This is a genomic window from Bradyrhizobium sp. LHD-71, assembly GCF_031157255.1.
Taxonomy (GTDB): Bacteria; Pseudomonadota; Alphaproteobacteria; order Rhizobiales; family Xanthobacteraceae; genus P52-10.
Window position 1 is genome coordinate 21,485 of sequence record NZ_JAVIFX010000029.1, and the last position, 13,357, is coordinate 34,841.

At 62.2% G+C, this 13,357-nt stretch carries 13 protein-coding genes; 3 read left to right on the forward strand and 10 right to left on the reverse strand.

The window, feature by feature from the left end; genetic code table 11:
- Positions 1–66: 66 nt before the first annotated feature.
- The 5 genes from RCO31_RS27060 to RCO31_RS34790 all read right to left on the reverse strand — a co-directional run bounded on the left by RCO31_RS27060 (position 67) and on the right by RCO31_RS34790 (position 4,487).
- The gene (locus RCO31_RS27060; RefSeq protein WP_308971469.1) at positions 67–1,791 is read right to left on the reverse strand and encodes an amidohydrolase family protein; all 1,725 of its coding nucleotides are present in this window, start codon (positions 1,789–1,791) and stop codon (positions 67–69) included.
- A gap of 80 nt (positions 1,792–1,871) precedes the next feature.
- Positions 1,872–3,287 carry an amidase family protein gene (locus tag RCO31_RS27065; RefSeq protein WP_308971470.1) on the reverse strand — a complete coding sequence of 472 codons (1,416 nt, stop codon included), beginning with the start codon at positions 3,285–3,287 and terminating at the stop codon, positions 1,872–1,874.
- Positions 3,288–3,457: 170 nt separating this feature from the next.
- Positions 3,458–3,889, reverse strand: a complete 432-nt coding sequence (locus RCO31_RS27070; RefSeq protein ID WP_308971471.1) for a DUF6766 family protein — start codon at positions 3,887–3,889, stop codon at positions 3,458–3,460.
- Between the two features lie 7 nt (positions 3,890–3,896).
- Positions 3,897–4,115, reverse strand: coding sequence for a hypothetical protein (locus RCO31_RS27075; protein WP_308971472.1), 219 nt, complete (start codon positions 4,113–4,115; stop codon positions 3,897–3,899).
- 72 nt (positions 4,116–4,187) lie between these two features.
- Positions 4,188–4,487: a cysteine hydrolase family protein gene (locus RCO31_RS34790; protein ID WP_374991538.1), complete on the reverse strand. Its 300-nt coding sequence runs from the start codon at positions 4,485–4,487 to the stop codon at positions 4,188–4,190.
- Between the two features lie 555 nt (positions 4,488–5,042).
- Between RCO31_RS34790 and RCO31_RS27085 the strand changes: the two genes are divergently transcribed.
- Both RCO31_RS27085 and RCO31_RS27090 read left to right on the forward strand, forming a co-directional pair.
- Positions 5,043–6,593 (forward strand): FAD-dependent oxidoreductase, encoded by a 1,551-nt coding sequence (locus tag RCO31_RS27085; protein ID WP_308971473.1) that lies wholly within the window; start codon positions 5,043–5,045, stop codon positions 6,591–6,593.
- A 39-nt stretch (positions 6,594–6,632) separates the two neighbouring features.
- Positions 6,633–7,142 (forward strand): ferritin-like domain-containing protein, encoded by a 510-nt coding sequence (locus RCO31_RS27090; RefSeq protein WP_308971474.1) that lies wholly within the window; start codon positions 6,633–6,635, stop codon positions 7,140–7,142.
- A 126-nt stretch (positions 7,143–7,268) separates the two neighbouring features.
- On the opposite strand, the gene hmgA is transcribed toward RCO31_RS27090, so the two are convergent.
- On the reverse strand, positions 7,269–8,627 hold the full coding sequence (gene hmgA, locus RCO31_RS27095) for a homogentisate 1,2-dioxygenase (RefSeq protein ID WP_308971475.1): 1,359 nt from the start codon (positions 8,625–8,627) through the stop codon (positions 7,269–7,271).
- Between the two features lie 186 nt (positions 8,628–8,813).
- Positions 8,814–9,923, reverse strand: a complete 1,110-nt coding sequence (hppD, locus tag RCO31_RS27100; protein ID WP_308971476.1) for a 4-hydroxyphenylpyruvate dioxygenase — start codon at positions 9,921–9,923, stop codon at positions 8,814–8,816.
- A 134-nt stretch (positions 9,924–10,057) separates the two neighbouring features.
- Between hppD and RCO31_RS27105 the strand changes: the two genes are divergently transcribed.
- Positions 10,058–10,570, forward strand: coding sequence for an Lrp/AsnC family transcriptional regulator (locus RCO31_RS27105; RefSeq protein WP_308971477.1), 513 nt, complete (start codon positions 10,058–10,060; stop codon positions 10,568–10,570).
- Positions 10,571–10,649: 79 nt separating this feature from the next.
- Here the strand turns inward: RCO31_RS27105 and RCO31_RS27110 are convergent, their stop codons facing one another.
- The 3 genes from RCO31_RS27110 to RCO31_RS27120 all read right to left on the reverse strand — a co-directional run bounded on the left by RCO31_RS27110 (position 10,650) and on the right by RCO31_RS27120 (position 13,356).
- Positions 10,650–11,723 carry a glycosyltransferase family A protein gene (locus tag RCO31_RS27110; protein WP_308971549.1) on the reverse strand — a complete coding sequence of 358 codons (1,074 nt, stop codon included), beginning with the start codon at positions 11,721–11,723 and terminating at the stop codon, positions 10,650–10,652.
- 80 nt (positions 11,724–11,803) lie between these two features.
- Positions 11,804–12,586: an ABC transporter permease gene (locus RCO31_RS27115; RefSeq protein WP_308971478.1), complete on the reverse strand. Its 783-nt coding sequence runs from the start codon at positions 12,584–12,586 to the stop codon at positions 11,804–11,806.
- Positions 12,583–13,356, reverse strand: a complete 774-nt coding sequence (locus RCO31_RS27120; RefSeq protein WP_308971479.1) for an ABC transporter permease subunit — start codon at positions 13,354–13,356, stop codon at positions 12,583–12,585. The genes RCO31_RS27115 and RCO31_RS27120 overlap by 4 nt, the downstream gene beginning before the upstream one ends.
- Position 13,357 lies beyond the last annotated feature (1 nt).

Below are 13,357 nucleotides of genomic sequence, written 5' to 3' on the forward strand. Positions count from 1 at the left end.
CGGCCGGCCCCCTCTCCCCGCCGGGGAGAGGGGGCGCGCCGAGTTCGGCGCAATCTTCGATAGCCATCACTCGTGCATATGCGATGGCCGCGCCTGCACGCCTTGCACCAGCCGGCCCGGCCGTGCGCCGGTGGGCTCGCCATGCCGTTGCGTGACAACACCTGAGACGATCGTCGCGTCATAGCCGTCGATCTGCTGCAGCAGCCGCCGCCCGCCCATCGGCAGGTCGTAGTGCACCTTCGGCGGATGCAGATGCAGACGGTCGTAGTCGATCACGTTGATGTCGGCCTTGAAGCCTTTTGCCAGGACACCGCGATCCATCAGCCCGACCGACTCTGCGGTTCGGCGCGACTGCGCGGCAACCACGAACGGGATCGTGAGCTTTTCGCCACGGGTGCGGTCGCGGGTCCAGTGCGTCAACAGGTAGGTCGGAAAGCTTGCATCGCAGATGATGCCGCAATGCGCGCCACCATCGCTCAGTCCCGGCACCGCGTGTGGATTCTTCAGCATTGCATGCACCGCGTCGAGATTGCCATCAGAGTAGTTCAGGAATGGCACGTAGAGCATGCCGCGGCCGTCATCCTCGAGCATCGCGTCGTAGGCAAGTTCCTCGGCTTTTCGTCCCTCGCGCTTGGCGCGTGCGCCGAGCGTCCGCTCCGGTGGCTGTTCGTAGTCCGGCGGATTACCCAGCAGATACATCTTGTCGTAGTTCGGACGGAAGAACAGCGGATCGTCCGTCGTGGTCGCCCCTTCGCTCAGGATTGCTGCACGCGTTTGCGGATCGCGCAGACGCTTGAGGCGCTCCTCGAGCGGGAGCTTGGCGATCGCCTTGTAGCTCGGATGGGTTTGGAACGGGTTGCGCGACAACTCGAGGCCGAGCAGGAGGCCCACTGGCCGCGCGGCGATCTGGGCCGTCACCGTCAGCCCGCGTGCGGCTGCTTCTGCGAGGCTGTCCAGCGTCTGCCGCCAGCGATGGGGCTGGCGGTCACCCTGCGCAACCGACAAGGTGATCGGACATTTGGTCCGGTCCGCAATTCGCAACATCATCGGCAGATCTTCGTCGATGGTATGCTGATCCAGCACGAACTGCAGCACACTCTGGCCTGCCCCGCACATCGCAGCCGCGATCGCCGCCAGTTCGTCCTCGCCAGCCTTCAAGGTCGGGGTGAAATCACCGGTCGAGGTGCGATGGTTCAGCGTGCGCGAGGTGGAAAAGCCGAGCGCGCCGGCTCTGACGGCGTCGGCAGCGAGCACCGCCATCGCATCATTGTCTTCCACCGTCGCCGGATCGCGCCGAGCGCCCCGCTCGCCCATCACGTAGACCCGCAAGGCCGCATGCGGCAGCTGCGCGCCGATATCGATATTGAACGGCCGTTTCGCCAGCCAATTCATGTAATCCGGAAAGCTCTCCCACTCCCACGGAATGCCCGCCGACAGCACCGGCTCTGGAATATCTTCGACGCCTTCCATCAATTCGATCAGCCGGCGATGGTCCGACGGGCGGCACGGCGCGAAGCCGACGCCGCAGTTGCCCATGATCGCAGTGGTGACGCCGTTCTCCGACGATGGGGTGATCTCGTGGCTCCAGGTCACCTGTCCGTCGTAATGCGTGTGCACATCGACGAAACCCGGCGTGACCAGCTTGCCCCTGGCATCGATCTCCTCGGCGCCCTTTGCCGAGACCTTGCCGACCTCACTGATGCGGCCGTTCGTGACGGCGATATCCGCTTCAAAGAGTTCGCCGCCTGTACCATCGGCAACCGTGCCGCCGCGAATCACGAGATCGGCCATGGCGTTTCGCTCCCTGGTTATGTTTTCGCGCATGATGAACCGCGCCAGGGAGCTGTCAACCGGCGGTCTGCGCAGTGCTGTTAGGCGAGCCCCACCGGATCGATCGGCGACGGCGGCACGCCACCGGCTTCTATCGCCTCGCCGGCAAGCAGGCAGAGATCTTCGCGATAGCGGCCGGCGACGACCTGCACGCCGACCGGCGTCTGTCCGACCAGGCCAGTTGCGACGGTCAAGCCGGGCAATCCCATGAACGGCGTTCCGATCACCGGCATTTGCGCCCGCCAGACCCGCGCCCAGGATTCCGCGTCGCGAAGATCGAGCTGGTCTTCGAACGGCAACTCGCCCGAGACCGGCATCAGCAGGACCGGGAAGCGGTCGAAGAAGAGCTGCCACTCGCGCGTGAGCGTCGCGCGGCGGATCAGCGTGCTCGAAAAGCCTGCAAGATTCAGCGCGCGGCCGACACCAGCGTGACCACGCAGGCACGCAAGCGCGCCGGCATCGCCTTCGCGTTCGGCAGCCGCAAGCTGCGCCTCATAATTATCGCCAATCCAGAGGTTGACCTGCAACTGCGCCGCCTCCTTCAGCGGCGGCGTCTTGACGATCTCTTCTACCGTCCAGCCGGCCCGCTCCAGGCGCTTGGCTGCGTCGACCAGCGCAGCTTTCACCTCGCTCGCCACCTCCAGGCCATCGGGAGCGATGCAGAGCGCCGCGACTTTTTTTGCCGGCGCGCCCTCGAGTGGCACGGGCACATACCAGGGATCGCGTGCATCCGGCGCGTGCGGCGCCGCCATCGCGGCAAACGCGATGCGCAGATCGGCGATCGTGCGCGCGAGCGGTCCGGACACCGCCATGATCTGCGAGCCGATTGAACGTTCCGGCCCGGAAGCGTTGAAGTTGGGTGCGCGTCCCAATGTGAGTCGCAGACCGTGAATCCCGACAGCGTAGGCTGGATAGCGCACTGAACCCGCGATGTCCGTGCCATGACCGATATGGCCGATGCCGGCGACAGTCGCAGCCGACGCGCCGCCGGAAGAGCCGCCCGGCGTGATCGCATTGTTGCGAGGATTCTTCGTCAGGCCGTGCAACTGATTGTCGGTGAACCACCGATAGGAAAAGGCCGGCGTGTTAGTTCGCCCGACGATCGTTGCCCCAGCCTTGAGGAAATTATCCACCATCGGGCTGTCCGTCTGCGCCACCAGGTCGCGCTGAATTCGGAGCCCGTTGGTCGTCGCAAAACCGGCCTGGTCCGTCAGCACCTTGATGGTGACCGGCACGCCCGCGAGCGGTCCAACCGGCTCGCCCCGCGCGATCGCAGCATCCACGGCGTCGGCCTGAGCGAGCGAGTAGTCCGTCTTGTAATCGACCACGGCATTGATCAGAGGATTGACTCGTTCGAGCCGGTCAAGCGCGGAGACCATCGCCTCGCGTGCGGAAATCTTCTTTTGACGGACGAGCGAGGCAACTTCGACGGCGGACAAGCGCCAGATATCATTCATGGGGATGCTCTGTTCGGCAGGCGGATCGGAAATCCCGATGATGCTCCCATGTGTGCGACTGTCAATGAGGGTCTCGCGCATGGCGCATCGCCGCGAATGGCGAATGGCAAATGCAGAAGCAGGGCCTGCCTATTTCCTGCCCGCTATTTCCTGCTTCCTGTTACTACTCGCTATTCGCCGGTCCGGACGCTTTCCGACATCCGCCGCGCGTATTCGGTGTCGGTATGGCGGCCTTCATAGCTGCCGTCGATTTTCTTGATCGTCTCCTCGCCTGTCTTGGGCGCCACGGCGATCAGGATCGCGTCGAGCTTGGCCTCCATGCGGTCGTCGCCTTCCTTCGACTGTGGCGAACCGACATGGAGCAACAACGCGAGGCCGGCCACCTGCCACAGCAACTGAAGGAATTCGGATTGCCAGTTCTCCAGCGTGTCGCGCGTCATTTCGACCATGTAGCCGCCGATGTCGGGCGCCTGGCCGAGACTATGCTGCTCATTGACATAGGCGAACCAGCCGAACAGCCAGTGGCCGATCAACGAAATGATAAAGAAGCCGCCCGTGACCCAGGCAAAGCCATAGCGATGGAAGAGACCACGCCGTTGCATCGGCGCCTCAACCCGTGTCCTTCGCACCCAGGTTCGTGCGGTTGCCGGCCTCGCGGCTCGGAACGCTGACATGAACCTCGTGCCCCTCGCGAATCGCAAGAGACGCTGCGGCGACCGCGGATTCGAACGCCGATTCCTTAGTCTCGTAGTCGCCTTCAACATCGCCATCGTGCAGGATTCCCCACCCCTTGTCCGTGGCGATGATGGCGTAACTGGCGAATCCCATCTTGACCCTCCTCACTCGGTTTCCCGGTTGGAACATCACGCGAGATGAACGCGTCAGCCCGGTCCGGAGTTCCTAGCGAGCCGATGCGCCGAGCGCATCGATCGCCTCTTCCGTCGATGCCAACTCGATCTGCACATCGAAGCGCTGGGTGTACATGCGCATCAAGGCATCATGACCGGCGTCGGACGAACTGCAGATGGCGTCTGTGACGAGAAGAATGCGGTAGCCGCGATCCACTGCGGCCAAAACGGTTGCCAACACACAGACGTCGGTCTCCGCGCCAGAGATCAGCAAGGTGCTGACCCGGCGCTGGTCGAGCCATCCCGGCAGCCGGCCGTTGGCGAACGCCGAGTAGACGCATTTGTCGAACACCGTCGCCGGGGGGCACGAAGCGACGCAGCTCCGGCAGAAGTTCAAGACACAGTGGTGGCAGATGCTGCCGCGTAACCTTAAGCCACTTGCAGTAAAACTCGCGCCACATGCCGGGCATATCGTCGGCCCGCACCGGTGGAATGAACCGGGTGAACACGGTTCGCTCCGGCATCCGCTCGGCGAGTTGCATCACCTTTGGAAGCACGCGCTCCATCCACGGCGTTGGCCACGGACCATCGCGCCCAAACATGAGCTGCATGTCGAGACAAAGATGAATCGTGCGATCGTCAGATAATGGATGCACCACGTCCGGGGTTCCTCAATCTCGTTGCTTGCGCGTGACCGACCTGTGAAGAGGAACGGCTTGGACGGCGCCGAGTTGCCAGACCGAAAAACCAATGGAGGACCAGATGGCGAACGGTCTTGTTCTGGCGTCCAGTGGACCAAGCAACGCAGCCCCTCGGCGTTCCTATTTCGCGTGGCGACCCAATGACGGAACTACGACGGTCGGGCGGGTGTTGATTTCTCACGGGCGGGAGAAACAAGGAGGTCACAATGACAAGCCGCTCGCTGTGGATGGACATCGACGTCGCGCCGGACTCACGGCCACTTGACGCCGATCAGCGCTGTGACGTCGTCGTCATTGGTTCGGGCATCGCCGGCCTCTCGACCGCCCATGAGCTCGCCAAGCACAACCTCTCCGTCATCGTCGTCGATCGCGGGCGCATTTGCTCGGGCATGACTGCTCGCACCACAGCCCACCTTTCGCCCCTCTGCGACGATTTTGTCGGCGAGATGAAGAAGCTGCGCGGCCTGGGCCTGACGAAAGGATTCTATCAGAGTCAGGCGGAAGCAATCGCTCGCATCGAAGAGATTCAAAAGACCGAAGGAATTGACTGCGACTTCCGCCGGCTTGACGGTTATCTGTTCCAGGGACCGAGGCAATCAGCCGAGAAGATCGACGAAGAGCTCGACGCGGCACGCTCGATCGGCATGCCGGTCGACCGTCTGGTCGGCGTCTCGTTGGAGGGCTGCGCCGATCGCCAGACGCTGCGCTATCCCGATCAGGCAGCTTTTCATCCTCTCAGGTACCTCGCCGGTGTGGCGCGGGTCTGCGCGAACAAAGGGACCAAGTTTTTCTCGGAATCGGCAGTGCAGGAGGTCGTCGAGGACGGTGGCGGGGTCAAGGTCAAGACGTCGCGTGCGGTCATCACCGCGAACGCTGCAGTCATCGCCACCAACTCTCCGATCGTCGATCGCTATGCCTTGCACACCAAGATGGCGCCGTATCGGACTTACGCCATGGCGTTCAGCATCCCAGCCGGCGCACTACCCGATGCGCTCTACTGGGACACCGAAGATCCATACCATTATGTTCGACTGCAACCAGGCTCACGCGGCAAAGATTACGTCATCGTCGGCGGCGAGGATCACAAGACCGGCGAAGCTGACGATGCTGAAAAGCGGTTCAGTCGACTTGAGGATTGGGCGCGCGAGCTGATCCCAACCCTGCAGAACATCACGCATCGCTGGTCCGGACAGGTACTCGAGACGATCGATTATGCCGGCTTCATCGGTCGCAATCCCGGCAGCAAGCACGTCTATGTCGCAACCGGCGATTCAGGCCAAGGCATGACGCACGGCGTGGCGAGCGCCCTGATCAATGCCGACCTCATCACGCATGGGAAAAGCACATGGGCGGCCGTGTATGCGCCGGATCGCAAACCGGTCGCGGCGATCGGCAACTATCTGCGCGAGAACGCAACCGCGCTGAAGAATTTCGCGGAATACGTGACGCCGGGCGAAATCGCCTCGCTCGATGAACTGCAAGCCGGACAGGGAGCGATCCTGCGCCAGGGCCTGAAGAAAATCGCTGCCTATCGCGAACCGAGCGGTGCCCTGCAGCTTTACTCGGCGGCGTGCACGCATGTCGGCTGTCAGCTGCATTTCAATTCGTTCGAGCACACATGGGACTGCCCATGCCACGGCTCCATCTTCGACGTCGACGGACAGCCGTTGAATGCGCCGGCGATATCACCGCTGCAAGCCGCGGACGAGTCGACCCCGGAGGCCAAGGAACGAACGCGTTCGTTCGAGCATTCCTGAAAGCAGGGATAATCGCATTCCAGCCAAAGGGAGAATGAAATGGGCATCTTCACGAAGGACATTCAGTCGATGGATGACCTGCTGGTGCACGGACTGCAGGACATCTACTATGCAGAGCAGCAGATCACCAAGGCGCTGCCAAAGATGATCGACAAGGCGACCAATCGCGACCTCACGACCGCGCTGAAGAACCATCTTGGCGAGACCAACAAGCAGATCGAACGGCTCGACCAGGCCTTCACGAAATTGGGGCAGACCCCGAAGGGCGCGACCTGCCCGGCGATCGACGGCCTGATCAAGGAAGCCGATGAAGTGGCGGGCGAGATCTCCGACAAGGAGGTGCTCGATGCGGCGATCGTGGCCGCGGCGCAGGCGGTAGAGCACTACGAGATCGCCCGCTACGGCACTCTGATCGCATGGGCCGAGGCGCTTGGCCACGACGACATCGTGCGTTTCCTCAATACCAATCTCAACGAGGAAAAGGCTGCCGACACCAAGCTGAATACCGTCGCGTTGCGCAAGGGCGTGAACCGCAAGGCGGCGAGCTAGGTCCGTTCAACTCGCAGCGACAATCAAACGTGTCGTGGCCGGGCTTCGCTCCGGCCTTCGCTTTGTGAGAGGCTGCGCCGGCAAGCCCGTTCGAGCCACGGATGACGTCCGTCGGCTCTGGCCTCCTCATCCGCGCTCCGGAGCGAAGTGTTTTCTGAGATCGGCCCAGCAATCCTGGTAGTCCTGATCGAGCACCGGGGATTCTGCCGCATAGCGCGTAACGCGCTGGGGAAAGCGCGTTTCGAACATGAAGGCCATGGTGCCCGTCAGCTTGACCGGCTCCAGGGCTCCATTGCTTGCACGCTCGAACGCCTCACTGTCAGGCCCGTGCGCCAGCATGCAGTTGTGCAGCGATATGCCGCCAGGCACGAAGCCTTGAGGCTTGGCATCGTACACGCCGTAAATCAGGCCCATGAACTCGGACATGATGTTGCGGTGGTACCACGGCGGACGAAACGTGTTCTCGGCCACGTTCCACCGCTCGGGGAAGATGACGAAATCCACGTTTGCCGTGCCGGCGGTTTCGGACGGCGCGGTCAGCACGGTGAAGATCGATGGATCCGGATGATCGAAGGAAACGGCGTTCACCGGCGCGAACCGACGCAGGTCGTATTTGAAGGGCGCGTAGTTGCCATGCCAGGCAACGACGTCGAGCGGCGACTGGCCAATCTCCGCCTGGTATAGCTCGCCTCCCCATTTTGCGTACATCCTGCAGGATCCCTCGAAGTCCTCAAAGGCCGCAACCGGCGTCAGGAAATCGCGGGGATTGGCGAGACAGTTGGCGCCGATTGGGCCGCGGTCCGGCAGGGTGAATGCGCCGCCATAGTTCTCGCATACATAGGCGCGCGCCGCGCGATCCAGCGGCTGCACCTGGAAAACCACGCCGCGGGGGATGACACAGATTTCGCCGGGCTCGATGTCGATGACACCGAACTCGGTTCGAAATCGCAGCCGTCCCTGTTGCGCGACGACCAGAAACTCCCCGTCGGCGTTGAACAGATACTCGTTGTCCATGCCTGCGGTCACGAGCGCAACGTGCGCGGCCATGCCGGTCTGGGTGTCCGCGTCCCCTGCCGTCGTGATCGTTCTCAGGCCCGTGACAAAAGTCAGCTGCTCCTTCGGTAGTTCGATGGGCCCCCAGCGCAGCTGGCCGATCGGCAGGCTGCTTTCGTCACGTGCCGCAGGCGCCGTGCGCAGCATTCCCTTGTCCACTTTGCGATAGCGGCCGGAATGCTTGACGCTTGGACGAATGCGATAAAGCCAAGAGCGTTCGTTCGACGCACGCGGCGCGGTGAAAGGCGAGCCGGACAGCTGCTCCGCATATAGCCCATAAGCAAGTTTCTGCGGCGAGTTGCGCCCGATCGGCAACGCGCCAGGCAGCGCCTCGGTTTCGAACGAATTGCCGAAGCCCGACATGTAGCCGGGCGAAATGAGCGGCTGGCCTTGGCTCCCAGCCCCGTGACGGATGTGGGTCTCTAGGTCCATCGAATCCTCGCCTACGTTAGTGCGCTGGATTTGACGTTCGTACCAGCATTTGCCGCGAGTCCTGCGTACGAACGTCAAATCCAAAAAGCGCACTAGCATTATAAATAAAGTTGCTATTGTCCCTCTTGGTTCTAACGTTCGCAGACGAGTTTTCCGCAACGTGATGCGAACGTTAGAACCGGGACACTAGCCCGCCGAAAGCACCCCTCGACGGATTTGATCCTCTTCGATCGATTCAAACAAGGCCTTGAAGTTGCCTTCGCCGAAGCCGTCGTCACCCTTGCGCTGGATGAACTCGAAAAAGATGGGGCCGATTGCGGTCTGTCCGAAGCGTTGCAGCAGCACCTTGGTGAAACCTCCGTCCACCACGCCCTCGCCATCGATCAGGATCCCGTCGCGCTGCAAGCGGTCGACAGGTTCACCGTGCTTCGGCAACCGCTGGTCGATGCGCGAATAATAAATGTCGTTTGGCGCCGGCATGAACTCGACGCCCCGTGCGGCCAGCGTTTCGATCGAGTCATACAAATCCGTCGAACCGAGCGCGACATGCTGGATGCCCTCGCCCTTGTAGACGTCCAGATACTCCTGGATCTGGCCCTTCGAACCGGCATCCTCGTTGATCGGGATGCGGATCTTGCCGTCTGGACTCGTCATGGCGCGGGAATGCAGGCCCGACACGCGTCCCTCGATGTCGAAAAACCTGATCTGCCGGAAGTTGAACAGCCGCACATAGAAATCCGCCCACTCGTCAAGCCGGCCGCGATGAACGTTGTGGGTCAGGTGGTCGATATAAAACAGGCCGGCACCAGTCGGTTGCGGATTGGGCTCTGCCAGCCATTCGAAGTCGACGTCGTAGATCGAGCCCTTCGCGCCATAACGGTCGACCAGATAAATCTGTAGGCCACCAATGCCCTCAATCGCTGGAATGTTGAGCTCTCCCGGGCCGACGGACGTTTGCGCCGGCTTGGCACCCATTGCCAGCGCACGATGGTAGGCGTGCCGCGCATCGACGACGCGGAAAGCCATCGCGGGTGCGGACGGTCCGTGCGCCTCCGCGAATTTGGCCGCGAACGAATTCAGCTCCGCATTCAAAATGAAGTTGATGTCGCCCTGACGATAGAGGGTCACCTGCTTGGCGCGATGCTTCGCGACCACCGAGAAACCCATCCTCTTGAACAGTGCGTCGAGCTCTTCGGGGCGCGGGTGACAGAGTTCCACGAATTCGAAGCCGTCGGTCCCCATCGGATTATCATCGGAGATTTTCGGCGGCGGTGCATCGTGCGGAAACGGACCCATGGCGCTCTCCTGTGCAAATCACCTCTCGCGAAGCCTACGGCACAGGCCCTGCAACGGGCTTGCAAAGCGCCGCCTGGGCGCACAGATTATGCACGAAATGCTGGTAATTTGGTTCCGACAAGCGAGATTCTTGCATGGATAGCTTTGATCTCAGGATTCTCGACGCACTTCAACGCGACGGCCACGCGACCAATGATGCATTGGCTGAGCATGCCGGCCTGTCGCCGTCCCAATGCTCGCGACGGAGAGCTGTGCTCGAAGAAGAGGGCATCATCGAAGGCTATCATGCGAAACTCTCGGCCGAGAAGCTGGGACTGAAGGTCATCGTGTTCGTGCAGGTGACGCTCGCCACTCACTCGCCGGACAACTCGAAACGATTTGCAAAATTGATCAGCGACCTTGATGAAGTGCAGGAGGCCTATGCACTGACCGGAGCGACGGACTATCTGCTCAAGCTCGCGGTGGAGGATCTTCCGGCACTCTCACGGATTTTGAATGACGTCTTTCTTCCGCATGACAGCGTCGCGCATGTCCGCTCGTCGATCGTTCTTGAACGGTTGAAGCACACGACGCAGCTTCCACTCGGGCACTTGTCCCGGCAAGGCAGGAACGTCGACACGAAGAAGTCGCGCACGAGGGTCGCCTGAAACGGCGAAGCTCCTGCAAAGATTGTGACGAGCGCCGACACGTTCGAAGAACGCCACCGCGCGCCGACCGGACCGGCGCCTATCTGCTCGCCAGCGACTTGAAACCGAGGACCTTCGCGGCTTCGAAGATGGCTCTTCTGATCGCCGCGTTTCGCATCACCCCAACCAACACCTTGCTGTTAAGTGCAAGGGCCAGAATCCGCATCTGGATCCTGCTGCTCCCCATGCAGTGAGGCAGCAGGCGCTGCAACGCCTCCAGCGCAACGAGCCGAAAATCGTCCTCGGCGCGCGTAAGACAACGAACGGCATCGCCCGCAACGTTCGGCAGAAATCTCGGCACGAGCGCGTCCCGAACAAAATATTGCCCCGTGGCCACATCATCTGGAAAGAGCTTCGCCAGCTTGTCAAAATACAGAAGCCGCGAACGAGCCATCTTGATCGACCGAGACGCTGACCCTGGGAATATTCGCCATTGGGTTAAAGCCTTCGGCACGTAGACGGCGTCGTATCCCGCCGCAAAGAGGCGCAGAAAGAAATCGTCGTCCTCGTAGCCGATCAAGGATTCGTCGAAGCCGCCGACAGCCTCGAACGCGCCGCGCGCGACCAGGCTCGCACCCGGCAACATGAACATGTCTCGACTGATGCAATCGAGCAGCGTGCGCTTGGGGTGTGGTGCGTTTGCGTCGTATGTCTCGTGAACCGACCCTGAAAATGGCTGCCCGTTGACGTCCATCTGATCGAGATCCGAGTACGAACAGCCGAGCGATGGCCGGTTGAGAAACGGCCTCTCGAGTTCCTCGAGGTGTTGTGGGTACCAGATGTCGTCTTGATCGAGAAAGGCAATCAGGTCGCCTGTCGAAGCTCTCACGCCGACGTTTCGCGCTGACCCCTGGCCACCGTTCATCTTCGATATGATGCGCAAGGGTAGTTCGCTCCCGAGCCGTCGTACAATATCGTCGCCGCCATCAGTTGACCCGTCATCTACCACGACAATCTCGTCGGCCTGTCGGCGTTGGCCGGCGATGCTGCGAAGCGCCGCTTCGATGAAGGGGGCACCATTGTAGAGCGGAACAATTGCCGAGATGCGCATCTGATTCCCGCGCGGCGACCGTTCCCGCGCTGTCATTTGTCCGTGCGGTACGGTCTTACACATTTCACACCGCACGCGCGACTGAACTGTTTCGCAGTCATTCGCAAGCCGTCGGGATATCCACCCAATAGTCAGCAATGATGTTAATGTCCCGAGGCGCGCCAGACCAGCAGCCTGCGCTCGACCAGGGCGACGGCGAGCGCGGTGAGATAGCCGATGACGCCGAGCAAGATCACACCGGCGAACAGATCGGCGGAGCGAAACGCGCGTGCGGAAATCAGGATCCAATGGCCGAGGCCATCAAGGCCGGCCAGAATTTCGCACACCACGGCCAGGATCAATGCCACCGTCACGCTGAGGCGCATGCCAGCCAGGATATCGGGGCTGGCCGACGGCAGCCCGATCTTGAAGATGACCGCCATGCGCGACAGGTGCAGTGAGCGCGCCACCTCATAAAGGCGGGGCTCCACCGCGCCGAAGCCGTGCACTGTCGAGAGCAGCATGGGCCACACCGCGCCAAAGGCGATGACGAACAGCGCCATCGCCTGCGACAGGCCGAAGAAGGCGATCGCGACGGGAATGATGGCGGAAACCGGCAACGGCCTCAGGAATTCCAGCGTCGGGGTGATGTAGGGACGCAGGCGCGGCGACGAGCCGATCACCGCGCCAAGGGCAACACCGACCAGCGATGCAGCGAGCCAGCCGATCGCCATGTGTTCGAGCGTGCCGACGACCTTGGCACCGAGATCGCCCTCGCTGAGGCCGCGGATCAGGGCGGCCCACGCGCGGTCCGGGCCAGGGAGAAAAACCGGCGAGACCAACCGTGCATTTGCGATCGCCTGCCAGAGCGCGACAAAGCCGGCGGCGACGGCGAAACTGGCAATCCGCCACAGCGTTGCCGCCCGCGCCGAGACGCCCGCGTTCATTGCCGCTCCTCCACCATGGCGGCACGGCCGAACAGCCGCTGCTGCGCGAACAGCAGCAACGCGTTCAAGCCCCAGCCGACCACGCCGAGCCAGACCAGATAGGCGAGCATCAGCTCCGGACGCAGCGCCTGCTGCGCCGTCATGATCGCGTGACCCAGCCCCAAGGGATTGATGGCGATCTCGACCGTCACCGAGACGATCAGGGCAATGCCGGCAGCGAGGCGGAACGCCACAAAAATGCGCGGTAATGCAGCCGGGATGACGATCTTTACAACGCGCGCGGCCGGCGTCAGCCGCAAAGCCCGCGAGACTTCCATGAGTCGCGGTTCGACGCCGCGCACCGCTGAGCGCGTAAGTATCAGGAGGGGCCACATGCAGGCGAAGGCGACGATGGCGATCTCAAGCCGATAGCCAAAGCCCAGCGCGATCAGCGCAATCGGCAGCACGGCAATCGAGGGGATTGGACGGATCGATTCGATCGTCACTTCCATCAGGCGATCGGCGGTCGGCAGCACGCCGAGCAAGATGCCGATGAGCAGGCCGACCGTGCCGCCAATGCCAAGGCCTGCGAAGGCCGTCACGAGCGTGTCGCGCGTCGTCGTCAGGATCGAGCCGTCGGCGACCGCCTGCCCGAATGCGACGACAATGGCGCTCGGCGTCGCCAGAGAGTCGCTGTACTGAAGATCGGCCATGCGGCCTCCGATTTCGGCCGTGGCGATCAGTGCCGCAGGCAGTACCAGGCCCTTCAATGTCGCGGGCGAGACCGCCACG

Excerpts from the sequence above, each read along its gene's own strand:
- RCO31_RS27060 (WP_308971469.1), bottom strand. The coding sequence starts at position 1,791 with ATGGCCGATCTCGTGATTCGCGGCGGCACGGTTGCCGATGGTACAGGC.
- RCO31_RS27065 (WP_308971470.1), bottom strand. The coding sequence starts at position 3,287 with ATGAATGATATCTGGCGCTTGTCCGCCGTCGAAGTTGCCTCGCTCGTC.
- RCO31_RS27070 (WP_308971471.1), bottom strand. The coding sequence starts at position 3,889 with ATGCAACGGCGTGGTCTCTTCCATCGCTATGGCTTTGCCTGGGTCACG.
- RCO31_RS27075 (WP_308971472.1), bottom strand. The coding sequence starts at position 4,115 with ATGGGATTCGCCAGTTACGCCATCATCGCCACGGACAAGGGGTGGGGA.
- RCO31_RS27085 (WP_308971473.1), top strand. The coding sequence starts at position 5,043 with ATGACAAGCCGCTCGCTGTGGATGGACATCGACGTCGCGCCGGACTCA.
- RCO31_RS27090 (WP_308971474.1), top strand. The coding sequence starts at position 6,633 with ATGGGCATCTTCACGAAGGACATTCAGTCGATGGATGACCTGCTGGTG.
- hmgA (WP_308971475.1), bottom strand. The coding sequence starts at position 8,627 with ATGGACCTAGAGACCCACATCCGTCACGGGGCTGGGAGCCAAGGCCAG.
- hppD (WP_308971476.1), bottom strand. The coding sequence starts at position 9,923 with ATGGGTCCGTTTCCGCACGATGCACCGCCGCCGAAAATCTCCGATGAT.
- RCO31_RS27105 (WP_308971477.1), top strand. The coding sequence starts at position 10,058 with ATGGATAGCTTTGATCTCAGGATTCTCGACGCACTTCAACGCGACGGC.
- RCO31_RS27110 (WP_308971549.1), bottom strand. The coding sequence starts at position 11,723 with ATGTGTAAGACCGTACCGCACGGACAAATGACAGCGCGGGAACGGTCG.
- RCO31_RS27115 (WP_308971478.1), bottom strand. The coding sequence starts at position 12,586 with ATGAACGCGGGCGTCTCGGCGCGGGCGGCAACGCTGTGGCGGATTGCC.